16 protein-coding genes and 1 tRNA gene are annotated in these 25,257 nt (G+C 66.3%); 11 read left to right on the top strand and 6 right to left on the bottom strand.

What is annotated here, in order from left to right; genetic code table 11:
- Positions 1–4 precede the first annotated feature (4 nt).
- The 4 genes from ABLE91_RS01135 to ABLE91_RS01120 all read left to right on the top strand — a co-directional run bounded on the left by ABLE91_RS01135 (position 5) and on the right by ABLE91_RS01120 (position 16,177).
- Positions 5–6,517, top strand: coding sequence for a hypothetical protein (locus tag ABLE91_RS01135; RefSeq protein ID WP_348927637.1), 6,513 nt, complete (start codon positions 5–7; stop codon positions 6,515–6,517).
- 714 nt (positions 6,518–7,231) lie between these two features.
- A complete protein-coding gene (locus tag ABLE91_RS01130; protein ID WP_348927635.1) occupies positions 7,232–14,488 on the top strand; it encodes an autotransporter outer membrane beta-barrel domain-containing protein in 7,257 nt (2,418 codons plus the stop codon).
- 390 nt (positions 14,489–14,878) lie between these two features.
- Positions 14,879–15,205: a hypothetical protein gene (locus ABLE91_RS01125; protein WP_348927633.1), complete on the top strand. Its 327-nt coding sequence runs from the start codon at positions 14,879–14,881 to the stop codon at positions 15,203–15,205.
- 186 nt (positions 15,206–15,391) lie between these two features.
- Entirely contained in the window at positions 15,392–16,177 is a 786-nt protein-coding gene (locus tag ABLE91_RS01120; protein WP_348927631.1) for a hypothetical protein, read from the top strand.
- A gap of 1 nt (position 16,178) precedes the next feature.
- Here ABLE91_RS01120 and ABLE91_RS01115 read toward each other — a convergent pair whose 3' ends face one another.
- The 3 genes from ABLE91_RS01115 to ABLE91_RS01105 form a co-directional block, all read right to left on the bottom strand.
- On the bottom strand, positions 16,179–16,313 hold the full coding sequence (locus ABLE91_RS01115; protein WP_348927629.1) for a hypothetical protein: 135 nt from the start codon (positions 16,311–16,313) through the stop codon (positions 16,179–16,181).
- A gap of 108 nt (positions 16,314–16,421) precedes the next feature.
- The gene (locus ABLE91_RS01110) at positions 16,422–17,012 is read right to left on the bottom strand and encodes a hypothetical protein (RefSeq protein WP_348927628.1); all 591 of its coding nucleotides are present in this window, start codon (positions 17,010–17,012) and stop codon (positions 16,422–16,424) included.
- Entirely contained in the window at positions 16,933–17,457 is a 525-nt protein-coding gene (locus tag ABLE91_RS01105) for a hypothetical protein (protein ID WP_348927626.1), read from the bottom strand. The genes ABLE91_RS01110 and ABLE91_RS01105 overlap by 80 nt, the downstream gene beginning before the upstream one ends.
- Positions 17,458–17,491: 34 nt before the next feature.
- Here ABLE91_RS01105 and ABLE91_RS01100 point away from each other — a divergent pair, with 34 nt between their 5' ends.
- Both ABLE91_RS01100 and ABLE91_RS01095 read left to right on the top strand, forming a co-directional pair.
- On the top strand, positions 17,492–18,277 hold the full coding sequence (locus ABLE91_RS01100) for a hypothetical protein (RefSeq protein ID WP_348927624.1): 786 nt from the start codon (positions 17,492–17,494) through the stop codon (positions 18,275–18,277).
- Positions 18,199–19,653 carry an autotransporter outer membrane beta-barrel domain-containing protein gene (locus tag ABLE91_RS01095; protein ID WP_348927622.1) on the top strand — a complete coding sequence of 485 codons (1,455 nt, stop codon included), beginning with the start codon at positions 18,199–18,201 and terminating at the stop codon, positions 19,651–19,653. Before ABLE91_RS01100 ends, ABLE91_RS01095 begins: the two co-directional genes overlap by 79 nt.
- A 365-nt stretch (positions 19,654–20,018) precedes the next feature.
- Here ABLE91_RS01095 and ABLE91_RS01090 read toward each other — a convergent pair whose 3' ends face one another.
- A complete protein-coding gene (locus ABLE91_RS01090; protein ID WP_348928317.1) occupies positions 20,019–20,294 on the bottom strand; it encodes a hypothetical protein in 276 nt (91 codons plus the stop codon).
- A 151-nt stretch (positions 20,295–20,445) separates the two neighbouring features.
- Between ABLE91_RS01090 and ABLE91_RS01085 the strand changes: the two genes are divergently transcribed.
- The 4 genes from ABLE91_RS01085 (at position 20,446) to ABLE91_RS01070 (ending at position 23,549) form a co-directional block, all read left to right on the top strand.
- Positions 20,446–21,498: a sensor histidine kinase gene (locus ABLE91_RS01085; RefSeq protein ID WP_348927620.1), complete on the top strand. Its 1,053-nt coding sequence runs from the start codon at positions 20,446–20,448 to the stop codon at positions 21,496–21,498.
- Positions 21,486–22,223, top strand: a complete 738-nt coding sequence (locus ABLE91_RS01080; RefSeq protein WP_348927618.1) for a LytR/AlgR family response regulator transcription factor — start codon at positions 21,486–21,488, stop codon at positions 22,221–22,223. The genes ABLE91_RS01085 and ABLE91_RS01080 overlap by 13 nt, the downstream gene beginning before the upstream one ends.
- 509 nt (positions 22,224–22,732) lie before the next feature.
- The gene (locus ABLE91_RS01075) at positions 22,733–22,957 is read left to right on the top strand and encodes a hypothetical protein (RefSeq protein ID WP_348927617.1); all 225 of its coding nucleotides are present in this window, start codon (positions 22,733–22,735) and stop codon (positions 22,955–22,957) included.
- 274 nt (positions 22,958–23,231) lie between these two features.
- Positions 23,232–23,549, top strand: a complete 318-nt coding sequence (locus ABLE91_RS01070; protein WP_348927614.1) for a hypothetical protein — start codon at positions 23,232–23,234, stop codon at positions 23,547–23,549.
- Between the two features lie 230 nt (positions 23,550–23,779).
- Here ABLE91_RS01070 and ABLE91_RS01065 read toward each other — a convergent pair whose 3' ends face one another.
- The gene (locus ABLE91_RS01065; RefSeq protein ID WP_348927612.1) at positions 23,780–24,697 is read right to left on the bottom strand and encodes a hypothetical protein; all 918 of its coding nucleotides are present in this window, start codon (positions 24,695–24,697) and stop codon (positions 23,780–23,782) included.
- 125 nt (positions 24,698–24,822) lie between these two features.
- Between ABLE91_RS01065 and ABLE91_RS01060 the strand changes: the two genes are divergently transcribed.
- Positions 24,823–25,071, top strand: a complete 249-nt coding sequence (locus ABLE91_RS01060; protein WP_348927609.1) for a hypothetical protein — start codon at positions 24,823–24,825, stop codon at positions 25,069–25,071.
- A 6-nt stretch (positions 25,072–25,077) separates the two neighbouring features.
- Here ABLE91_RS01060 and ABLE91_RS01055 read toward each other — a convergent pair.
- Positions 25,078–25,154, bottom strand: a tRNA-Arg gene (locus ABLE91_RS01055).
- Positions 25,155–25,257: the final 103 nt, after the last annotated feature.

Below are 25,257 nucleotides of genomic sequence, written 5' to 3'. Positions count from 1 at the left end.
GGGTGTGAGCGTCGTCGCGCTCTCATTTTCATGTGTGTGGATCGCGGCTCAGCCGGTGGCGGCGCAAGGCGTCCGGCAAGTGAGCAAGGGCGCGGACGGCACGGACTGGTACATGTCGAAGGGGCCGGATGGTCGCAACCTCCCGGTAGATTCCACGCCCGGCAAGGATGGGGGCGATGTCACGCTGGTGAACCCGGCCTCGAACATCGGGCAGCCCGCCAAATCCACCGCTGTCGAAGTCGGCTCGGAAGGCGGTGACGGCAAGCGGGGGGAAGTGTTTTCAGCCGGCGGGATAGGAGGTTCGATGACCTACTATACCCCCGGCAAGGATGGCGGACGTGCCGGCAACGTCTCCCTCACGCAGACCGGCGCCATCGTCGGCAGCGCAAACCTTTCCAGCAACACCGCGCTCCTCAGCATCTACTCGCTCGGCGGAGATGGGATTGTCGGCCGGGACGGCCCCGAAGGTCCGCCCGCCCACGGCAAAGGCGGACAGGCAGGATCGGTCACCCTGAACCTTCAGGCAACCGTGACGACGACCGGGGATCACTTCGCCGGCGTCTGGGCAAAATCCATAGGCGGCCAGACCGGCAACAATGTCTACAATCCCCGTTGGGCGACCGGGGTCTATCCTGAGAATGTAAGCAAATATCCGGGCGCCAATGCCGGCAACATCGACGTGAAGATTGCCAAGGAGGCTGGCGTCTTCACGAAGGGAAGCTATGCACCGGCGGTGATCGTCGAATCCATTGGCGGCGCCGGGGTCGATGGCGGAACCTATCGGAACGTGTTGCCTGGGTCCGGTCAGGCCGGCGACATCACCTTCACGAATTCCGGCACTATTGTCACCGCTGGCGTAACATCCACGGGCGTGCTTCTCCAGTCAGTGGGCGGCCGCGGCGGTCAGCAGGTCACACAGGCACCGTCCGGCGACTATACCGGAATGTCCGGAGGCGGCGGGGGCGGCAAGGCCGGCAATGGCGGGACGGTCACCGCCGTTCAGGCCGGCTCCATCACCACCTCGCAGGAATATTCCTTCGGTCTCGTCGCCATGTCCATGGGCGGGGTTGGCGGAAACGGAGCCCCTGCGTTCGGCGGCCGTAGCGGCGGCGACGGCGGGGCGGCGGGGAGCGGCGGCAGGGTCGACGTCGTCCAGAGCGGGTCGATCATCACACGGGGCAAGGGCTCTGTGGGTCTCATGGCCCAGAGCCTCGGAGGCGGGGGCGCAGTCAACGCCTTCCAGAAGACCGACATCACGCCGGCGTCCGTGAGAGGCGGTGGTGCCGGCGGCGGCAGTTCCAGCGCCTTCTTCCCAGCTGGCAGGGGCGGCACGGGCGGCGCCGGCGGCAATGGCGGGTATGTTTCCGTCACAAACGATGGCTCGATCCTCACCGAGGGGAGTTCCGCCATCGGCATGTTGGCCCAGAGCGTGGGCGGCGGTGGCGGCTCGGGAGGAGGCTCCAGGACCGTCCTCAGCATCATACTGGGTACCGCTGCCGGAGGCGGCGGCGGCGGCGGCGGCGATGGAGGCAAGGTCGAGGTCATACCCTCCTCCGAGTCGGTTCTTGGCGGCAGCGTGCTTCCGTCCATCACCACGAAGGGCAATTCCTCCAGCGCCATCCTGGCGCAAAGCGTCGGCGGCGGCGGCGGAATTGGCGGTGAGGCGCAGGCAGTGTCGGCCGGCCTTTACGTGTCCGTGGCGTACGCCATCGGCGGAGCGGGCGGCAAAGGGGGCGCCGGCGGGGCCGTCTCCGTCAACAACACGTCCATTCTCACCACATCCGGCAAGGAGGCGCACGGCATCGAGGCGCGAAGCGTCGGGGGCGGCGGCGGGCGCGCCGGCAGCGCCAGTGCCACTGCGATCGCGGCGGCACCTCCCGGCTCTCCCTCGTTCAGCATCACCTATGCCTTGGGCGGGACGGGCGGCGACGGTGGTTTCGGAGGCGAGGTCACGGTCGTCAACGCCTCAGCGGTCATGACCAAGGGCGAAAAGGCCTATGGCATTCTCGCCACCAGCATCGGCGGCGGCGGGGGTAGCGGCGGCGGCGCATCAGCCGTCTCGGATGTTGCAGGCTTCTACGGGAATCTGGCGGTGTCCGTCGGGGTCGGTGGTGGTGGCGGCGGCGGCGGCAATGGCGGTGCCATCACCGTGAACAATCTCAAGTCCATTGAAACGAAGGGGGCCTTCTCGGCGGGCATCCAGGCGGTCAGCATTGGCGGTGGCGGCGGGGATGGCGGCGCCGGATCCGCCACGACAAAGAAGGGGGTGCCCACCGATGATCCCCAACTGTCGCTGTGGTCGGAAGCTTTGCCGGTCGCGAACACGTTGTCGATCAACGTGGCGGTCGGGGGATCCGGCGGCGACGGCGGCAACGGGGCCGGGGTCGAGGTTTTAAACTGGTCCTCGATCACCACATCATTGAATGAATCCAAAGGCATCATCGCCCAATCCATCGGCGGCGGCGGCGGCAATGCCGGTGGCTATCTGAGCAATGGTGCAGGCGAGTACGCTGTCAGAGTGTCCCTTGGAGGCAGCGGTGGCAAAGGCGGGGCCGGTGGCAAGGTTATCGTCTCCAACGGAGCCAATGCGACCATCACGACGAAAGGCGACGGCTCGGCCGCCATCTTCGCCCAGAGCATCGGCGGCGGTGGCGGCGCGGGCGGATCGATGTCCGGCGCGAAGAAGAGCGGTTCGGTCCCCGGCGGCGCGCAGGCGGTGACCAATTCGGTGCTTCAGCTCGCGGACGAGATTATCAAGGTCAACAAGCGCCTGACCCAGCAGTTCGTCGACCCGAAGACCAAGGTTGCGGAGGCGGCGTTCCTCGACAAGAACAGCACCACCCAGCAGCGCCTCGCGGCGGCTAAGACAATACTTGGGGATGTAAAGATATTTTGGGGCTCAGTCAAAGATGATATAAAGAAGAATGAGCAAATTAGGAAGGATAATCTGGAGCGCGCTAAGAATAAGCTGGACCAGATTCCCGAAATTCCCATCTCCTCCGTTCTCGTGAACGCCCTCCTCGAGACGACGAAGCAGGGAGTTCTCAATTATATCAAAGATCAGTTCACAGACACGTTGAAAAGCGCCATCTCTAGCGTGGTTGGGAAGACTCCCAAAGCTGGCCCGGGGCAGACATCGATCAACGTGAGTATCGGTGGCAGTGGAGGTGATGGAGGAGCCGGTGGAGATTTGGAAATCACCAATGCCGGCAAGCTCTTCACCGAGGGCAACATTTCCTACGGCGTTTTTGCCCAGAGTATCGGCGGGGGCGGTGGTGCCGGCGGCGGCGGGGCGACCAGCGGATCCAATTCGTACAATATTGGCGTATCGATCGGCGGGACGGGTGCGAAGGGCGGCGCCGGCGGCATCGCGATGGTGACGAACTCGGACACCATCGAGACCGGAGGGGGTGGATCGTTCGGCATCATCGCCCAATCCATTGGTGGTGGCGGCGGCGTGGGCGGCGGCGCGGCGAATACCGATGCCGTGGCATCCGTTTCCGCGATCGTCAATCTGGGTGGCAGGACCGAGGCCCTCTCCAAGGGCGGCGATGCGATTGTCAAGAACAGCGGCAAGATCATCACCGCCGGCCAGGAGGCCCATGCGATCGTGGCGCAAAGCGTCGGTGGCGGAGGCGGGGCCTATTTCCTCGATCGCAAGTCTCCGGTGTCGGCGGACCTGCTGGTGACCTCGCAGGCAGAACTGGACGCCCTGAACGCGGCCAATGACGTCCTGAAGGACCTCGGCCTCGGCGCTATCGGGGACGACGCCAGTGCCGGACGGGACGGCAACTCCATCCTGCCGCCGCTGACGGCCTCGGTGAATATCGGTGGCGGCGCGAGGAGCGGCAGCGAAGGCGAGGGCAAGAACGAAGGCAATGGCGGGGCCGTCTCGGTGGTCCATTCCGGTACGATCCAGACCACGGGGCTCGGCGCCATGGGCATCTTTGCCCAATCGATCGGTGGCGGTGGTGGCTTTGGCGCCCACGCACTGCCCGCCTCGGAGATCATCCGCAACACCGTCCTGGGTGGCTCGTCGGGCACCAAGGGAGATGGCGGCACGGTCAAGGTGGAGTTCGCCAAGGGCGCCAAGATTACAACGAGCGGGGCGGGCGCATCAGGCGTATTCGCGCAGTCGATCGGCGGCGGCGGCGGATATGCGGGGGCCGGCAAGGGATCGGTCACGATCAAGGGACCGACGGAGTGGAGCAGATATATCCCTCCTCAGCCGATCATCGGGCCCAACGGGTTCCCTCTGCCCTCTATCGGCTTTTTTCGCACCGGCAAGCACGGCGCGACCGGTAATGGTGGCTTGATCGACATCCACATGCAGGATCGCAACGCCAAGCTTGCCATCACGACCACCGGCGAGCGCGCCCATGGCATCTTCGCACAGAGCCTCGGTGGCGGCGGCGGCGCCTGGTTCAACGTGGACGGCGGCAACATGCCATCGGTCAATCAGAGCGCGGGCCGGGATGCGCTGATGAAGGGCGTCGGCGGAGTCATAAAGATCAATACCAGAGGCGATATCTCTGCCACCGGCAAAGACTCCTACGCGATCTTTGCACAAACCGGCGTGCAGAAGTCGGACGGCTCTCTCGATCCGACGAGGATTGCTTACGATCTGTCCGGTCAGGTGAATGCCATCAGGATCGAACACGAGGGCAAGCTGTGGGGCGGCTCTGGCTCGGGCGCCGCAATCCGCATCGATGGTGGCTATTATAACAGGGTCCAGATCGCCCCCGGTTCGGAGGTCGGGGCCGAGTCTGGCAAGGCGATCATTGCCTCCTTTGGAAATGATCGTGTGTTCAACGACGGCACGGTCATAGGAGACGTCGATCTAGGGGGCGTCCTGGATGCCTACAATGATTTCTCCAACTTCGGAACCTATAAAAGCCTTGAGGGACAAGGCGTTGTCGCTGTGGGGCCGAGGGGCCTCTTCGAGAATTTCGGCACGCTGGACATCGGCGGTAACGGCACCTTCGGCAAGCTGTCGGTAAGCGCTGCTGAATTCCGGCAGAACGATCGAGGCTCCATGCGCGTCGATGTCACGTCGACCTCCGCGACGGGCCAGCCGAAGAGTGACCTGCTCAGCATCACGGGAGCCGGCGGCAGCAACAGCGGAGGGATCCTCGGGCTCGGAGCCGACCCCAACGTCAACGTTAATCTCGCTGGCAAGATCAAGGTCCATGTCGTGGGCGGGCTGAGGCCGGAAGAATTTAAAGTAATCACGACCAGGGGAAGTATGAGCGGGAGTATTGGCGTCTTTGGCGCCAATGACGCTGCACCTTTCACGTGGCAGACGCGAAGAAGTCAGTCCCTTGATCCTGTCAGCAAGGATGGAATGGTGGTCATGTGGCAACCGTTCCAAGATCTCTACGTTAAGCCCCAAGCCAATTTCGTGCCGATCGCGGGCCTCCAGGCGAACGCAAGCGAACAATCGGTCATGGCCTATCTTCAGAGGGCTTGGAACGCAGGGGCGAACTCCATCAACGACCAGATGGCCAATACGTTTGGCGACTTCGCCCGCGTGACATCCGCCGCGGAGTACATGCAGAGCATCGATTCTCTCGTTCCCGAAGAATCCTCCAGCACGCTCACGTCTCAGACGCTGAACGCCCGCATGTCTATGAATGCTTCCCTGAGTTGCCCGATCTTCGAGGGCTCGAGCACGCTCATGGAGGAATCCAATTGCGCCTGGGCACGTATCATCGGCACATGGACTGACCAGACCAGCTCCGCCGAAGCCTCCGGCTACAATCAAAGTGCTGTCACTTACCGTGTCGGCATCCAGCGGGAAGTGATCGACGATTGGTTCGTTGGCGCCACCGCAGGCTTCACCCAGTCATGGCTCAACGGCAGCGACGGTTTCTCCTCGACCGAGGGCAACGGCGCCGACGCCGCGCTCTCGCTGAAGCACCAGATCGGGCCGTGGCTTTTCGCGCTCTCCGGCCATCTCGGCTTCGGCAGCTACCAGACCGACCGGGTGATCGACATCGGAGACGACGTCGATCAGGCGACCGGCACCTCAAACGTGCTGACCGGCGGTGGGCGGTTCCGCGCCAGCTACGAGTTTGCGTTCTCCACCTGGTACGTGAAGCCCTATGCAGACTTCGACGTGCTCTACACCTATATGCCGGCCTATCAGGAGCAGGGCATCGGCACGACGCTGGACTTCGCTTCTGCCCAGCAATGGAACTTCGCCTTCAGCCCGAATGTGGAGATCGGCGGGCGGTTCGATCTCTCCCCCAGCCTGTGGCTGCGGCCCCACGGCTCTGTGGGCATGACCTTCTTCGCGAAGGACAGCATGCCCATCGGCGTCAGCCTCTCGGATGCGGACGACGCCATTGGCGACTTCATGACCGAAGTGACCATGCCCTCCACGCTGGTCAACCTCGCCGCCGGCGTGCAGCTCTTTGACACCAAGGGCTATGAAGTCCGCGCCGAATACAAGGCCGACATTGGCGACAACTACCTCTCGCAGGAATTGAGTGCGCGCTTCGCGGTCCAGTTCTGAGGGCAGGTCATTTCTGCCGCTGCGTGAATAGGCGGCGTGCATGGCGGCTCTGTCCGTCTGCGCGCCTCTAGGCTCTGTGCGGCCTGCGGCTGCCTAATCCGCCCTTCTACCGTTTGAGCGGCTCCGTGATCGTCAATCTCGATCATATGCAGGGCGTGGAATGGACAGACCTCCAGGCGCAGATCTTCCTCGGCCGTGCCCCGCCGCCTGCGCGCGATGCCAGCGTCTTGCGCTGACGGGCGCCATAGCGCCGGTGTGGGCCCGCTGAGGCATTCAGGCGCCTTGGGTCCTTAAGCCCCAAGGGCGCATGCATCCCAAACAAGAGTGTGCGGACCCGGTTCATCGACCGGAATGGCCGTTTCATCGAATGAGCATTGACCCCTTTACCGCCGTCCGATACTGCCGGAAAAGGAGCGACGTTCCTCTTCGTTCGATAAGAGTGCAGTACATATCCTACAATGGGATGTTTACGTAAAATAACAAAAATAATCTTCCGCAAAAATATAGATAAGTGGATGTGCCGTGAAGAGCGCGATCGGACCTCATGAGGTTGTGGCTCGGTATAAACTGGCTGGAACAGCCGGGCGGGCGGCCCCCCTGCCCAAGTCGATCATCCGGCCGGCGACGCTATCTTCTTCGGTGTCTTCGACAGCAATATTGTGCTCAGCGCACGGTCCGGCGCGATCGGCGCCCCAGCGGGGCCCGGCGGCGTCCGTGCCGCGCGGCCTCGGCGCGCGCGGTGGGAGCAAGACCGGCCCGGTCATAACAGGCGGGTCCGCCGCTCTCGGACTGGCGATGCTGGCCATGCTGCCTGCCGGGTCCGTGGCGGCCCAGACCACCGTCGCATGCACGGGCACCAATCCCTGTGTCGCCGACGTTCCGGCAGGCAACCCGGTCAGCGTGCCTATCTTCCTCAACAGCAACTCCCCGACAGACGCAACACAGTTCAATAACACCCAGGTCATCACCTTCCCTCTGAGCAGCTCATACGGCTATGGGCTAAATGCCAACGTCACCGGCACGTCGGGGATGGGATCGAGCAGCGGGCCCGCCGGCGCCGGCGGGATCACGGGCACGGTCACCGCGACGAACAGCAACTCCATCAGCCTCGGCGGAAACGGCACGGCCGGGATAAATGCAAACGCCTTCTGGATTCAGAGCGTGGGCGGGTATGGCGGCAGCTACAGCAACTCCAACGGCAAGTATGATGCCGGGGCAGGCGGGAATTCGGGCGACGTTGTCGTAAACAACACGTCGTCCATCGCAATGCCTGCCGCCACGCTGCCGGGCGGGGGAATGGCGTTGATTGCTCAGGCCGTTGGTGGACAGGGCGGCGGCGTGCTCTCCAACGGAACCGACGATTTCGGGCTCCCCACGTTCGGGGGCTCCGGCAATGGCGGCAATGGCGGCGCGGCCGGCAACGTGACGGTGAACAATTCGGGCACCGTCAGCGTCGGCCTGAATGGCCCCACGTTCACGATCGGCGGATACACCTCCGGCCAGGAATCCTATTCCACCGGTTCGGACGTGTTCGGCTTTCGCGCCATCTCCGCGACCGCCAATGGCGGGTTTGCCGGCCAGGGCGCCGGTGCGTCCGGAAGCAAGTGCGACACCAACGGGACGGGATGCGGCGGCGGCGCGGTGGGCGGCAGCGCCGGCACCGTGGTGGTCAACAATAGCGGCCAGGTCGGCGTCAACTGGAACTGGAACCTCGGCAGCGGGAGCGCCCCGCTCCCCCGCGAGGTTGCCTTCGGCATCGTCGCGGCCAGCGTGGGTGCCGACGGACAGCCGACCTATACCCAGGACTATTCCGGCGGTGGCGGCGGGAGCGCTGCCGGCGCCCTCGTGACGCTCACCCAGGGCGGGAACGTCTTCATCACCTCGCAGAATGACGTGCCGCCCGGCTACACTCCCCCGACGCCGATCAGTGCCTTCCCCATATTGACAGGTGCGGCCGTCGCCGCGCTCACCCAGGGCGGCACCGGCGGGTCGCCGTACGAAGCGAGCCATGAGATCGGTGCCAATCCGGTGATCGCCGGCGGCGCCGGCGGCACGGCTGGGGGCGCGGCGGTGCAGGTGCAGGACGCGCAGGTCTCCGTCATCGGCAACGGGTTTGCCGGCATTCTGGCGCGCAGCACCGGCGGTGCCGGCGGCGATGGCAACAACCACCTCGTCAACGGGGTGGGCGAGGGCGGAAACGATAGCAATGGCGGCAAGGGCGGCGCCGCGAGCGGCGCCGGGGCGAGCCTTGCGGGTACCGCCGCACTTTCGACCACGGGAGCCCTGTCGCCGGGCATGGTCGTCCTCGCGATCGGCGGCCGTGGCGGCGACGGCTCGACCTACGATACCAACGACAACCCCGCCGGAGATGCCGGCTATGGCGGTGCGGGCGGCACCGCGGGCGACGCGACCGCCACGATGAGCGGGTCTTCGAGCATCCAGACCAACGGCTCCTACGCCGCCGGCATCGTGGTGGGGACGCAGGGCGGCAATGGCGGCAATGGCGGCAATCGCGACACCGGCCAGTCCGGCAATGCCGGCGCGGGCGGCGCCGCGGGCTCCGGCGGCGACATCAATGTGAGCCTGATCGATACCGCCAGCATCGTCACGCAAGGGGCCTATTCGCCCGGCATCGCCGCGCGGTCCGAGGGCGGGCTGGGCGGCGCGGCGGGTATCGCCAACCCGAATTTCGGCTCCACGCCGCAGCCCGGCGGCAATGGCGGCAATAGCGGCTTTGTCTACGTGGTGCTCGACCAGGCGGGCACATCCATCACCACCTATGGGGCGGCATCGCCCGGCATCATTGCGTCCAGCGTCAGCGGCTATGGCGGCGTCGGATCGATCACGTCGGATATCTTCGCCAATGTCGGCGGCAATGGCGGGGCTGGCGGTCAGGCCGGCCATACTTACGTCGAAAACAACACCACCGCGATCCAGGCGGCCGAGGTGGAGAACTGGGGCCGCATCACCACGTTGGGCGCCGCTTCGCACGGCATCGTGGCGCAGGCGTTGTCGGGCGGCGGCGGTGCCGGCGGTGCCTCCGGCGGCATCTTCGGACAGGGCGGCAGTGGGGCCACGGCCGGCGCCGTGGGTTCTGTCACGGTGACCAGCCAGGCGGGAAGCGCGATCATCACCTCCGGGCAGGGTGCGTTCGGCATCCTGGCGCAGGCGATCGGCGGCAGCGGGGGAGACGGGGGAACCCTCGACTTCGCCAATTCGGGCATCGGCGGCTCCTCCGGTCTTGCGTCCAATGGCGGTCCCGTCACCGTGACCCATGCCGGCACCATCACCACCTCGGGCAGCCAGGGCGTCGGCATCGTCGCGCAGTCGATCGGCGGCGGCGGCGGCACGGGCGGCGACGCCACGGGACCGTTCGCAGTCGGCGGCAGCGGCGGCGCCGGGGGGTACGGCGCGACCAGCAGCGTCACCATGAGCGGCGGCAGCATCGACACCACTGGGTCGCAAGCATTCGGCGTACTGACCCAGTCGATCGGCGGCGGCGGCGGCACCGGCGGCAATGCGGGTTACAGCTACGATCCGAACTTCGGGCCCTTCATCTCAGTCAGCGTCGGCGGCACGGGCGGCACCGGCGGCGGCGGCGGTGCGGCATCCTTTGCCGGGACGGGGGGCGGCATCACCACCCAGGGCAGCGGCGCCATCGGTGTCGTCGCGCAATCCATCGGCGGTGGCGGCGGCAATGCCGGCGGCGCCTACGCCCAGTCCATCGGCGTCGGCATTTCGATCGGGGTTGCGGTGGGCGGTTCCGGCGGCACGGCCGGCGCTGGCGGCGACGTGACCGTGAATACGTCCAACTTCCAGGTTCGCACCGGGCAGTCACCCTCCCTCACCGTGCCGCAGTCGACCCCCACCAATGTGCTGCCCACGGATGCCTACGGCATCGTCGCGCAGTCCATCGGCGGCGGCGGCGGCAATGGCGGCACGGCCTCCGCCCAGGCGGTGGCCATTGCCCTCCATATTCCGGCCACCACGAAGGAGGTCGCAGGCTCGGTGGCGTCTTCCGTCGGGGGGGCAGGGGGCTCCGCCGGTGACGGCGGCGCGGTTACTCTCACGCTCGGCGGCGGCACCGTGGTCGAGACCGCGGGCCAGGGCTCGCATGCGGTCATCGCGCAGTCCGTCGGCGGCGGCGGCGGCAATGGCGGCGATTCCTCCGCCATGGCCGCGACCGTCGCCTACGGCCGGGCCGGGACGCTGGGCCAGAATCCGGATACGGACAAGTCGGTGCAGACCTGGACGGGCGACATCGCGGTTTCGGTCGGCGGCCAGACCGGCGGGAGCGGCAATGGCGGCACGGTCGCGGTCACGCTCGGCGACACGGCGGCGGCGAGCATCCTGACCGTTGGTGATTATTCCAACGGCATCCTCGTCCAGTCGATCGGCGGCGGCGGCGGCAATGGCGGCACCGGATCCAGCACCACGGCGGACTATGGCAGCACGCGCAACGGCCACTTGGCCATTGGTGTCGGCGGCGCTTCCACCGGCGGCGGGAATGGCGGCGAGGCCGACGTCACGCTGAACAGCGGCAGCAGCATCCAGACCTTCGGCTCCGGGTCGGCGGGCATCGTGGCGCAGAGCATTGGCGGCGGCGGTGGCACCTCGGGCGGCGGCATGCTCGATCTGGGCTTCACCTTCCAAGTGGCGAAGGTGCAGGATGGAAAACCTTATCTGGAGAATGTCACCCCCTCCGGCACCGTGGAGGGCACGGTGGGCGGCAGCGGCAGCGGCGGCGGGGCCGGGGGCATCGTCAACGTGACGGTGAACGGGCAGATCGCCACCCATGGTGGCGACGCGCCCGGCGTGCTGGCGCAGAGCATCGGCGGCGGCGGCGGTCTCGGCGGCTCGGCCGGCTCTGACGCTTCCGCTGACAGCCCGCTGATCCTGCAGGACGGCGTCTGGCTGCGCGAATTCATCACCAATACGGGCATCAGCAAGACCGAGCCCTATTCCGCCACCCTCTCCATGGCGGTCGGCGGCACGGGGGGCGAAGGCGGCCCCGGCGGCACGATCAACGTCACCCATGCGGGACTCATCACCACGGCCGGCGACTGGTCCCACGGCATCCTGGCGCAGAGCGTGGGTGGCGGCGGCGGCAAGGGCGGCACCGCGACCGCCACCGGCTCGGGCGCGGCCCCTGTCATCAGCCTCAATCTGGGCGGTGGCATCGGCGGCGCCGGCGGCGGCGGCGGTGCCGGCGGGCAGGTCAACCTTGCGCTGGAAAACGGCTCGGTCACCACGTCGGGATATTCGGCCTATGGCATCGTCGGGCAAAGCGTCGGCGGCGGCGGCGGCGTGGCCGCCAATGGCTCGGACACCGCGTCGGGTGTCATCACCATCGGGGCGAGCGGCGGGGGCTCGGGGGGAGGGGCCGGCAGCGGCGGCTCGGTCAGCCTGACCGGTTCCAGCACGGCCTTCGATAAGAGCCTCAATGCCGTGACGACCTCGGGCCTCGGTGCGCACGGCATCGTCCTGCAATCCATCGGCGGCGGCGGCGGCATCGCCGGCGCGGGCGGGAGCGTCTCGCTCACCACGCCGCAAACGAGCGGTTCCATCTCGCTGGCGGTGGGCGGCGGCACCGGCTCCAACGGCAATGGCGGCGAAGTCTCGGTCAATTCGCAGCTGCGGGTGACGACCTCCGGCAACAATGCCATCGGCCTGCTGGCGCAGAGCATCGGCGGCGGCGGCGGCCTCGGCTTCACCGTGCCGGGCACCGCGACCGTGATGCCCGTCCTGGGCGGCACGCCCAACGGGATCCTCCAGAACGGCGGTGCCGTCACCGTCACCTTGCTCGATACCAAGGCTAGCTCGAACATCACCACATCAGGCGTGGGCGCCCACGGCATCGTCGCCCAGTCCATCGGTGGTGGCGGCGGCGTGGCGGGTTACGTCAACGGCACGCCGACGCTCTCGACCACCTTGCCGGCCAATGCCGCCGCCCAGGGCAATGGCGGAGCCGTGACGCTGAACCTTGTGGGGGGCATCAACACGACGGGGGCCAGCGCTCACGGCGTGATCGCGCAGAGCGTTGCCGCCGGCGGCGGCCTGATCGGCTATGGCAGCACACTCTATGCCGGCTCCACGGGATCGGGAGGCTCCGGCACCGCCGGCCAGGTCACGGTCAATCTCGACTCCACCTTCATCCAGACGACGGGCGCGAACAGCGTCGGTATCTTCGCGCAGAGCGCGCCGGTGCAGGGCGCCGCAGCCAATACCGGGGCGCAGACTGTCGTCGTCAACTTGATCGGTTCGCGGATCCAGGGCGGCTCCGGCGAGGGCGCTGCGATCTGGGTGGACGGCGGCATCCATCCCTCCTCGACCGATCCCACGCAGAACAACCTGATCACCGTCGATGTGACGTCTTCGATCAGCGCGCTGTCGGGGCAGCTCATCGCCTATACGGGCTCCAGCGGCGTCGATGTCCAGAATGACGGCGTAGCTTCGGGCTCGGTGAGCCTCGGCACCGGCACCTTCACCAACGGCCCCACGGGCTCGCTCCACACCGGATCAACCGTCGCCGCGGCGCAACTGGTCAATAGGGGCCAAATCTTCATCGGCACGCCCGGATCGTTCGACCGCACCACGCTCACCGGCGATTTCGTGCAGACCCGGACGGGCGTCCTCGTCATCGATGCCGATTTCAGCGCGCGGACCGTCGATCGCCTCTCGGTCGGCGGAAATGCCGTGCTCGATGGCCGCGTGCAGGTCGTTTCCTCGAACCTGCTGCCGAACAGCCCGCTCACTTTCCTAGATGTCTCCGGCACGGCCGCCGGCACGCTTGATGGCGCGCAGGCCAATATGTTCGATTTCGATGTCTCGCAGAGCGGCACAAGCTACGCCGTCTCGGCGACCGCGGACTTCAATCAGCCGGCCTTCGGTCTCAATCCCGGCCAGGCACGCGCGGCAGGGCATCTGCAGGCGGCGTGGAACGCCGGCGGCGGCGGCCTTGGGCCAGTGTTCGGCGCCCTCGCCAATATCAATCTCGCCGCGTATCCGGCGGTTTTGTCCAACCTCGCCTCCGAAACGGTGAACGCGACGGGCGCGGAGAGCATCAGCCTCGCGCAGCAGCATCTGGATCGCCTGATGAGCTGCCCGGTCTTCGAAGGACAGACAGCCATCGTGACCCAGACGAGCTGCGTCTGGGCCGTCGCTTCGGGACAGGTCTTCGACCAGAGCGCCTTTGGCGGCGCGGCCGGCTATAGCGACACCGTCTATAGCTATGCCGTGGGAATGCAGAAGGAAATCGCGCCGCATTGGTTCTTCGGCATCGCCGCCGGCTATGATGACAGCCTCATCAGCGGCGGGGCCACCTCCGCCAATGGCAGCACGGGATGGATCGGTGCCAGCCTGAAATATGAGACGGGCCCCTGGCAGTTTGCGGCGGCCGCGAGCGGAAGCTTCGGTTCCTACGACGTCACGCGATGGGCGGCGCTCGGAAGCCTCGGCGGCCTTGCCGAGGGCACGAACAACCTGGGCGCAGGCGCTGCACGCCTGAGGGCGGCCTATACGATCGGCGGCGACCGCTTCTATGCGCGGCCCTTCGTCGATCTCGACCTGCTCTATACCAGCCTGTCCGGCTATGCGGAGACCGGCGCTGGCCTGCTCGACCGCCAGGTTTCAGGCAGCGCCCAATGGACGGCGCTCGCGACCCCCGCGGTCGAGTTCGGGACACGGCTCGATCTTAATGGCGGGATGGTCCTGCGCGGCTATGCCAAGGCCGGGGTCACCCTTTCCAGCACCGACAGCTGGTCGAATACGGTGAGCTTGCTTGCCGCTCCTGCCGCTGCCGGCGGCTTCTCCGTGGTGCTGCCCATGGACGACATCTATGCCCGGGTCGGAGCGGGAATCGACTTGACGGGACTTCAGCACGGCTTCGGCCTTCGGGCTGAGTATGAGGGCGCCTTTTCGGAGCATACGTCCCGCAACATGGGATCGCTGCGCCTGTCGGTGCAGTTCTGAGCGGAGAGCAACGGCGTTTCTGGTATAGGGCGGCCGAGGCGAAAGGGCCTTTGGCAAGGCCGTGGCATCTGGGTGAATGAATCCGCGATCCCGGCGCGAATGCGGGCTTGTGCGCGTTGCCCGGCATCACCGGAAACGCCAATCCCTTTTCGACCTCCAACCGCCATCGGCACCCCGCGCACTGGCACGTGCGCGCCCGCCGCTTCATCGACTGGCGGCGCCGTTTCGTCGACTGCGGCTTGATCCTGCGATCATCGGCAAGATATTGCAGTTCAAGATCTGATTTCGCTGAAAAATCGAAAATATAAGCATAATAACGATGATCTTGAGCGAAGTATCACTTTTATGCACGTGATTACTACGTTCTGGGGTCGGCGGGTGGGGCATGTGATGAATAGTTCTGGCGCAGGTGGCGATGTCGCCACCGGGTGTGAGCGTATCGTCGTGCAGAAGCAGAGCCGGAAGAATCTGGCCAAGGCGACCCCAAGGGCAGAGTTCCTGTCCTCCGTCTCCACCGTGGCACTCGCCCTTGCCGCCATGCTGGCCGTCGGCACCGGTGCCCCGCGCGCGGCCGAGATCCAGCAGAACAACGGCTTCAACGGCACCAATGCGACGTCCGAGTCCGCCACGCCGACGGCCGACACCTCAGGCGGCACGGTCAATTTCAACGACACCACGCCGCAAAGCGTCAGCGACGCGGGCTTCCAGACCATCTAGGTCGGGGCCCTCAGCCATGGCGGCAATGGCGGCACTGCCTATTACACCGGCACCGATGGCAACGGCACGCCGCAATATGCCAGCATCGGCAAGGCGCCCGGCAATGGCGGCGACGTCTGGCTTACGCTCAGTGCGCCGCTGACAGCCTATAGCGGCGTCCAATACGGACCCAGCACCAGCTCGGGCGTGCGCGGCGTCATCGCCCAATCCACCGGCGGCAATGCCGGCGTCGGCTGGTATGGCTTGACGGGCGGCAGCGGCGGCGGCGCGGGCCTCACCAGCACTGCCGCAGTCAGCCTTGCCGTCAATTGGGGCGCCCCCGAGCTCAATCAGACGGTGGGCCTCGCTGCTGTAAGTCAGGGCGGCTTCGGCACGGCGACGACAAAGGCCGGGAAAGAATACGGTGGCGGCGGCGGCGGCGATGCGGCCATGGCCGTCGTCGAGACGAGACTTGGCGGTGACGTCTCCATCGTCCAGGCCAATGCCCCGCCTTCGCAGAGCGAGGATTTCGCGCGCGCCTTCCCGAATCCCAATCCCGCCACCGGCCCGTTCGCCGGCGCCGGCGACTTCGTCGGGGCCGGTGTGGTCGCCTCCTCCTGGGGTGGCATCGCCGGCCAAGGCTACGACCATGCGGCGGGCGGGCACGGCGGTAACACCCAGGGCGCCAACGTCAGCATCTACGATTCCAGCGTCACCATCACGTCCAGCGGCCTCGCGCCCGGCGGTTCCGGACAGGCCGCCATGCTGACGCCGGGCGTGCTGGCGCAGACCGTCGGTGGCCGGGGCGGGGATGGCGGCCTGCAGCAGAACCACTCCAGCGGCGGCGACGGCGGCAGCTCCGGGCCGGTGAACGTCATCTTCGCTGCGACCTCGGCAACCCCGGCGGGCACGGTGCGGACTATCTCCACCAGGCCCTGCAATCGCCGGCCATCGCCGCCCTGGCCTTCGGCGGGGCGGGCGGAAACGGCATAAATTACAGCGCCTTCGACGTCGCCGGCGCCGGCGGCGACGGTGCCAATGGCGGCGGCGTCGTCAGCGTCCATGTCGGCTCCGCAGCGCTGCCGGCGTCGGTGAAGGTCAGCACGGCGCTCGACCAGTCGCCGGCCATCTATGCGGTTTCCACCGGTGGCACCGGCGGCGATTATGAAGGCGGCCTCATCGGCAATGGCGGGCAGGGCGGCAGGGGCGGCAATGGCGGCACGGTGACGATCGTCAGCTATGGCGACGTCGCCACCGCCGGCGCGACCAATTCCCCAGCGATCTGGGCCTTGTCGCAGGGCGGCGACGCGGGCAATGGCGGCAAGGCCGGCAGCGGCGACAAAGATGGCGGCACGGGCGGCACGGGCGGCTCGACGGGGATGGTGCAGGTCCTCGCCAATTCCGGCACCATCTCGACCGTCGGCACCGCCTCACCCGGCATCTTCGCCCAGAGCATCAGCGGCATGGCCGGCAATGGCGGCGACGCCGATTCGCTGTTCTTCGGCGCGGCCGGCGGGGCCGGCGCCGGTGGGGGCACCGGCCTTATCTCGGTCAGCAACATCGCCACCATCATCACCTTTGGCGACCAGTCGCAGGGCATCCTGATCCAGAACCAGTCGGGCAATGGCGGCAACTCCGGCACGGGTGGGAACATACTGTATTCGGATGGCGGCAATGGCGGCTCGGCCGGCACGGTCGGCGACACCAAGGTGACCCATCTCGGGTCGATCCAGACCTGGGGTGCGCAATCAGCCGGCATCGAGGTGCAGTCGCTGAGCGGCGGCGGCGGCGTCGGCAGTGCCGGCGGCGGCTCGGGCATCGTCGCCATCGGCGGCAGTGGCGGCAGTGGCGGCGCCGGCGGCACGCTGACGCTCGCCAATTCCGGCACCATCACCACGCAGGGCGTGCAGTCCTATGGCATCGTCGGCCAGTCGGTCGGCGGTGGTGGCGGCGTCGGCGGTGGCACCACCCTCACCGTCGTTTCGGTCGGCGGCTCCGGCACCGCGACCGGCAATGGCGGCGGCATCACCTTCGACGGGAGCGCCGGCAGCGTGACGACCGAGGGCCAGCAGGCCTATGGCATCGTGATGCAGTCGGTCGGCGGCGGCGGCGGCATGGCCGGCTCGGCCTCCGCCAAGGCCATGGCGATCGACATCCCCAATCCCTTCGCGCCGGCGTCGGGGCCTCTCCGGCGCCTTCGCGGTCGGCGAAACCGGCGGGGCGGCCGGCAATGGCGACACCACCACCATCAATCTGAGCAATGGCAGCAACATCCTCACTTATGGCAATGGCAGCTACGGCATCGCCGTGCTGCCGACCTCCAACACCGCCTCGCTGTCGGCGATCGCCTTCGATTCCGGCAGCCATTTGAGCGCGCCCGCAGCCTTCGGCGACGGCCAGTCGGTGACCGTCAATACCGGCAACGCGACCATCCTCACCACCGGGGCGAATGCGCACGGCATCTTTGCCCAGAGCGTCGGCTCGGGCGGCGGCATCTGGTCGTCCACCGACGGCGCCAGCTCGATGCGGGCCGGCACGAGCGGCGGCGCCGGCTCGAACGGCACCGGCGGCAGCGTCACCGTCACACAGGCCGGAACGCTCGTCACCACGGGAGCCCACGCGACCGGCATCTTCGCCCAGTCGACCGGCATGGCGGACAACCTCGATTACCCCGTCAACGGTGTCATCACCGTCAATGTGAACGGCTATGTCTCCGGCGGCTCGGGCGGCGGTGGCTGGGGCGTCTGGGTCGACAGCACCAACTCGATAAATGCCATCAACATCGGCGCCGGCGGCCTGGTCCGCTCCGAGTCCGGCCAGGCCATCCAGGCGACCGGCGTCGGCCACAATAACGTCTATAATTCCGGCACGGTGGTGGGCTCCTATTGGCTGAAGACGCCCCTGTATGGCGGCTCCTTCAACAACCAGAACGGCGGCGTGCTGGTGCCGCAGGGCACGCTGAGGGGCGACCTCAACAATGCCGGCATGGTGTTCCTCGCCTCGGTGCCCGACGTGTGGGCCCGAGGCTGGAAAGCAGCCTCGTCAATGGCCGGGCGGCGCTGGTCGCTGCGCTCGGCGGACCACGGACGGTGACGCTTGAGGACAATCTCACCCAGACGTCGGGGGGGCTCGTCGTCACCCAGGCCAATTTCAGCACCGGGACCATCGACCGGCTCCTGGTCCTGGGGAATGCCGCCCTCGACGGCGGGCTCCAGGTGCTGTCCTCGAACCTGCTGCCGAACCGCTCGCTCACCTTCCTGCAGGTGCAGGGCGAGGCCACCGGCACGCTACAGGGCATGACGGCCAATGTGTTCGACTTCGACGTTACCCGCAGCGGCGGCGACTATGCCGTCTCGGTCACCGCCGATTTCACCAAGCTCGGCTTCGGCCTGAATGCTGGCCAGCAGAGCGTGGCCTCTCACCTGCAGGCGATCTGGAATGCCGGCGGCGGCGTCTTCGGCCCGCTGTTCGGCGCCCTGTCCAATATCGAGGCCGGCCAGTATCCGGGCGTGCTGTCCAGCCTCGCCGCCGACACGGTGAACGCCAGCGGCGCCCAGAGCATCAGCCTCGCCCAGCAGCATCTCGACCGGTTGATGAGCTGCCCGATCTTCGAGGGCGAGACCGCCATCGTGGCGCAGACAAGCTGCTATTGGGCGGCCGCCGCCGGCGGGAAGTTCAACCAGAGCGCCTTCGACGGCGGCAGCAGCTATAGCGACACCCTCTACAGCTACGCCGTGGGTTTGCAGAGGGAGTTCGCGCCGGGCTGGTTCTACGGCATCGCCGCCGGCTTCGACGACAGCTCCATCCTGGGCAGCGGCGGCTCGTCGGACGGCAGCACCGGCTGGGTCGGCGCGAGCCTGAAGCACGAGATCGGGCCCTGGCTGTTCGCCGCCGCTGTGAGCGGCAGCTTCGGCTCGTTCGACATCAACCGCACGGCGGTGGTCGGCCCCATCGGCGGCATCGCCGAGGGCACCAGCGATCTTGGCGGTGCCAGCGCCCGCCTCCGGGCCGCCTACACTTTCGCCTGGGACCGCTTCTACGCGCGGCCGTTCCTGGACCTCGACCTCGTCTATACGAGCCTGTCCGGCTATTCGGAAACCGGCGCCGGCCTGCTCGACCTCCAGGTCTCCGGCAGCTCGCAATGGACCGGCCTTGCGACGCCGGCATTAGAGTTCGGCACCCGGCTGGACCTCGAGGGTGGTTATGTCCTGCGCGGCTATGCGAAGGTGGGCGCCACCTTCTCCACCACGGACAGCTGGACCAGCACGATGCGGCTCCAGGCTGCGCCGGCAGGGGTGGACGGTTTCTCCGTCCTGCTGCCCATGGACGACGTATTCGGCCGGATCGGCGCGGGCATCGACCTCGCCGGCCTGAAGAACGGCATCCACCTTCGGGCGGAGTATGAAGGCGCCTTCTCCGAGCATACCTCAAGCAACATGGGGTCGGTTCGCTTCTCTCTGGACTTCTGACGCAGGCCGTCAGGGTGCGGCGCCTATCCGCCGCAGCCGACGCGGCTCAACCTGAAGAACGGGCAGGTGCTGCGCACCTATGCCAAGAGCAGCAATACCGGGTCGCTATGCTTCTCGGTGCAATTCCGAGGGCTAACTCTCCTCACGGGAAGGGGAGAGGAGGGCCTTTTGAACGCCCCACATATCAGCCCGGCGCTTCCGTCTGACGCCGACGACGGGCGGCGGCGCGGCCGAGCGGCATCATGCGCTTCGAATGGCCGGGAAAGAGCTGCGCCCGGCGGCCGTCGGGCCACTCCACCCGATGTGGCCTGCCTCCTGAAAAGCGGCCCTCCATAAGCATGCGTCCCGGCCGGTTTTGGATGGCGCTATGGCGCATAAGAAGCACAAGCCTGACGAGATCGTCTCGAAGCTTCGGCATGTGGACGTTCTGGTTTCGCAGGGCCGTTCTGTGGCGGAAGCGATCCGAGATGGCGCCAGGCCATAGGGAGATCCGAATGGTCCGCATTAAGTTCCAATGTTGGAATTCTCCCCAGGCGGGCAACATCGTGAATTCCCTCAAACAGCCCGATTTCGATGAACTGGCCGAAATCCTCGATGAACCGGCTGAAAGCCGCATGCCGCAGCACGGGAATTCCTGTCATGACTATGGGCCCTTCGATCCATGGCTACGGTGTGCGACCCCCGCCCATTGGCGGAGAAAGCGTCTTTTGATAGGTATCGGGCTGGGAGAGGGCCATGGGGTTTGTGGATCGGCATCGCGCATGGCATCCGGGCCGGGCATCCGCAAGCACCGTGCCCCGCATTTTTATCCCGCAGCATTTCTGGCAGGCAAACCTTGCCGGCTGGGCAATCATCGCGCTGTTCAACGTCGCCTCCCGGACCGTCTTCTTCGGCGATTTCGGAGATGCGCTCGCTCGCACCCTCATCTTCGATTCAATCGGTTTCTGCCTGACCTGCCTCGGGCATTTTCTGATGCGCGGGCGCCTCCGCTCGCGGAAATCGGTGATCGTGATGATTCCGCTCGCGCTGGCCTTCTGCGTGGTGGGTGCGGGCGCGCAATGGGCAGTCGCGGAGCTCCTGCGGCATGCCGCCTACACCGAGGCCGTGTTCCGCAACCCGGCCGGCGGCCGCTATATCACCTTGATCTACTACACCATGATTTTCTTCAGCTGGACGCTGAGCTATCTCTGGCTCTCCGCCGACCGTGCGTTCCACAGCGAGCAGGTCCAGCGCAGCAGGGCGGAATCCATGGCCGCGCGCGCCGAGCTCCAGCAGCTGCGCATCCAGCTCGACCCGCATTTCCTGTTCAACGCCCTGAACACCGTGGCGGCAGAGACCCATGAGCGGCCGGATGTGGCGCTCGAGATGATCCGGCGCATCTGCGACTACATGCGCTACTGCCTGGACCACCAGTTGCGCTCGGCCTGTCCGCTCGCCGACGAGATCGACGCGGCGCGCGCCTATCTGCGCATCCAGGAGCTGCGCTATGACGGCCGCCTGAACTGCGCAGTGCGGCTGGAGCCGGAAGCCGGCGACTTCCCCGTGCCCCACCTGATCCTCCAAGGGCTGGTGGAGAATGCCGTGAAGCACAGCCTCGGACCGGCGACGGACATCCCGCTGCGGATCACCGTCGCGGCACGTATCGAGGGAGAACACCTGCGCATCGAGGTGACCAATCCAGGAACCTACGCCCCGTGCGCCAAGCCGGGCTCGGGTCTGGGGCTCGCCAATATCCGCCGCCGCCTGGAACTGCACTATCCGGAGGAGCACCACCTCTCGGTGGCCCAGGAGCAGGATCTCGTCTGCGTACGCATAACCGTGCGAGGGCCGATATGCTTCGCGTGATGCTGGTGGACGATGAACCTCCCGCGCGCCGCGGTCTCAAGCGCCTCCTGGCGGAGCATGGGGACTTCTGCATCGTGGCGGAGGCGGCCACCCTCGCCGAGGCGGTGAAGGCCCACGCCGCCACCCGCCCCGACGTCGTGTTCCTCGACGTGGAGCTCGGGGACGGCAAGGGGTTCGAGATGCTTGCCGGGGCCGACACCCGTCCCGACGTGGTGTTTGTCACCGCGTACAGCCGTTATGCCGTGCGCGCCTTCGACGTGGCGGCCGCCGATTTCCTGGTGAAGCCGGTGGACCCCGAGCGCCTGGCCCTCGCCCTCCAGCGCCTGCGCGAGCGCCGGGCGGCGATGCCGCTCGACAGGCTGGACGGATCCGGGGCCATCCCCGCCGAAAGAGAACGGCCACTCCTGAACCTTCCGGGGATGCGGCTGACGGTACCGTTCAAGATGGTTCTCTCCCTTTCGGCGGAAGGGGATTTCACCCGGATCGCCCTGTCCGACGGGCGTGAGCAGCTGATCTGCCGGCTCCTCGGCCAGTTCGAAACGGATTTGCCGCGCCCGCCCTTCCATCGCCTCAGCCGCTCGATCATCGTCAACCTGGACCATGTTCACCGGGTGGAGTGGACCGACGGTGGCCGGGCGCAGATGTTCCTCGGCCGTTCGAAGCAGGCCGTGCCGCTCGGCCGCACCGCCGCGCGCCGGCTGCGGCAGACAGGTGTTTCCCCCTGATGGCCTGCGTCAGAAGTTCAGGGAGAAGCGCAGCACCCCCGTGTTGCGCGAGGCGTGCTCCGGGAGGGCGCCTTCACACTCCCCTCGGAGGTGGACGCCGTTGTTGAGGCCGGCGAGCTCGATGCCCGCGCGATCTGGCTGAACACGTTATCCATGGGCAATCCAGCGGAGAAGCTTGGCGCCATCTGGCCAAGCCCATCGTCGGCCAGGCCGGAATGGCTCGGATGCCGTCTGGGCAGGCGGAAACGGACCCGCGCCAGCGGCGGCGGGCCACCCGAAAGCCCGCTCGCGCGGACATGCGGGGCGGCGACGATGACGAATAAGCCCGATTAGACGTTTCCTGCTTCGACCCTGCCCTCCCGGACCGAACACCGTGGCATGGGGCGTGCCGGACGGGCTTCGGGGGGAGAAATAGGCTGCGGGTGCGCCGGCCGATGCACAACTTTCAATCTCTATTGTTCTCTTTTTGTTCTTGAGCCGCGATGGAGGCCTCAGAGAGGGAGAGAGTGATGACGGAGACCGCAGAGGCGGAGGTCGAACGCCCAACTATGGACGACAAGCTGGCGGGTACGGTGGCGGAAATTATCGAGCTTTGCGATGGGGATCCCATAGCCGCCTTGAGCGCCGTCTATGTCGCTTACTGCCTTCTCGAGGAGGAGCACAAGAAGCTGCAGAGGCGCGTGTCGTCTGGTTTCGGACGTTCGCTGTCCAGTTCGCGCCTGGCGGACTTCTAGCCGTGAGCTTGCGCCAATGAAAGCGAGTATGGACGTCGGCTCATTCGGAAACGGTCATCAAAGTTTTAGACCGCTGGCGAGACGACCTGCTCAAGCTGAACCCTGATGCGCCATTTGGCTCGGCGGAATATCGGGCGATCGGAGACATTCGGGTGTCCGGTTTACATCGCGCCGGCGAGGAGGTGAGGCGCGGTGCGGGGGGCAACATTGGTTAGGTCCGTGGAAGCCGGCCTACTATGAATGAGCTGTCGCTGTCCGAGCCGATGAGAGCGCTATGACGTTTAATGCCTTTGGGTTTTTACCGTTTTCAATCGCGTTCTTCGTGGCCATGGGCGCCGCCTGTTTGGTCTATTTGGCGCCCGCCATAGGTTTGTTGACGTTACGCGGGCAAGCGGTGTCGACCGCGCTGGGAACGGTGAGCGGCCTGGTCTCCTTGAGCGCTGTAATTCTTTGGAACAACTCATTGGCCGGGCGAAGCTCGGGCAACGTCGCGGAGGTCGTATTCCGCGGCGTGCTCATGAGTGGCGTCGCGGCGTTCTGCGGCACGGCAGTGGTGACCTTTATCGCAGCCTCACGGCGCTCTCGCCATTAGCGGCAGCCTCCCGCACCATGTCCGCTCCGACTTGCCGGTCGCGGTGGACATGGCGGTAGTGAAGCGGGGGGCTGGTTCAGTATTTGAGTTCGCCAAATTGGCGAAGTCATTCTTGGTCTTTGCTCCGCGCCCTCCGGTAGCGCCAATCTTCGTCTCTGGAGGTGTGTGACCTTCCCAAAGATATGCCCCAGCTTGTCATCACCAGACCGTCATCCATCCTGCGTCGCCGCCTATGGGCGCGACTTACCTAGCTTGCCGAACTTCTCCAGCAGATAGGCCTGCGCGGCGTCGCTGAGTAGATCACGATCCATCCGCATCTCATCGTCGAAGACCAGCTTGGCCATTCTGCGGTCGGTCAGGATGGTGCCGAGCAGGTTCAGGCCGCCAGCCTTGTCGAAGACGTTCTCGGCATAGGTCACGCGCTTCTCGGCTTCGTCTTTTCCGAAGGCGAAACGGAAATAGTTGACGAGGATATTGCCGTCACGCGGCATGTGCGGCCCGAGCACCACGACGCGCACCTTTGCCCACTCCTCAGGCGACATCTGCGCGCGCCATTCCTCGACAACGCGGTGAAGCCCGTCGATCTGCGCCTTGGCCACGCTGGTGGCGCTCCCGAGAAGGATGGGGGTGAGGTCGCGAGCGAAGGCCTGGAGATCAGCGCGCGTGTAGGTACCGGCGGCAAGGGTCGAGGAAATGAAGGCGCTGCCCTTGTCGAGAACGAAGTTCGCCCGCGCCAGAGCGTCGTCATCAAAGCCAAGCGTTCCGACAATCGGCTTGAGGGCCTGCGCCTGCGCCAGCAGCTTTTCGAGGTGCGGCTTCCATGTAGCCGCATTAGCGGCCGGATCATCCGCGAACGCCTCCAATACAACCACCGCGCCGAGGGCAAGGTGGGCGACGGTTTTCTGGTTGGTGTAGGTCGCTGGAATATAGTCGACGCGGGTCTCCTTGCCGTCTGCCAAGAGGGTGATGTCTTCTCCCACCAGAATTGCCGGGCCGCGCTTTGCCAGCATTTGTGACTTCCCGGCCGCGTAGGCGGCGAGCGCTGCGGTATTGAAGGCCTGCAACTGCTCGGAGTTCGAGAGCGCGAATGCGGGCTGCGCGAACAGCAGCACGCCCAAAACGGAAAGCGCCCTACGCGATGTGGACATTGTTGGCCCCTTGCGGAACGTCCGGTGCTGAAGCGGGACCCCAATAGCCCCCCCGGTGCTCGTGCTTTTTGATATACCCCAGCCAGACGCCGACCGTTCTGACACAGATTGGGCTCAGCGCGATGATGACCGCGCAGATCACGAGAAATTCCCATTCTTCGGTGACGCCGGTGGCGCTCACGATTGCAATGGCAGCCGGCAAGGCGAAGGGACATGACCGCTACAAGCGGGTGCTGGCGCAGTGCAGGGCTGCCGGGAAGGACATCGCTGCGGAGGCAGTGCTGAGCGGCTGGGCGCTCGCCCATGGAGGTTTGTGTGGGAAAGGTCTGTGGGATGTGGCGAGGGGAGTCGCCAGATTCACGCTAAACTATTGAAAAGATTGGCGCACCCGGCACGATTCGAACGTGCGACCTTTGCCTTCGGAGGGCAACGCTCTATCCAGCTGAGCTACGGGTGCCTGCGCAGATTCCTCGTCTACCTCATCGTCCGCGCCATGACAATCGCATCGGCGGTCGTTGTGCATGCTTTGGCCTCCAGCACGTGCCCCAGCAGGTGGCACA

Origin of the sequence: Aquabacter albus (assembly GCF_040049275.1) — a bacterium.
GTDB lineage: Bacteria > Pseudomonadota > Alphaproteobacteria > Rhizobiales > Xanthobacteraceae > Aquabacter.
Note: the sequence above shows the minus strand (reverse complement) of the source record. Positions and strands in the feature narration are given on the sequence as shown.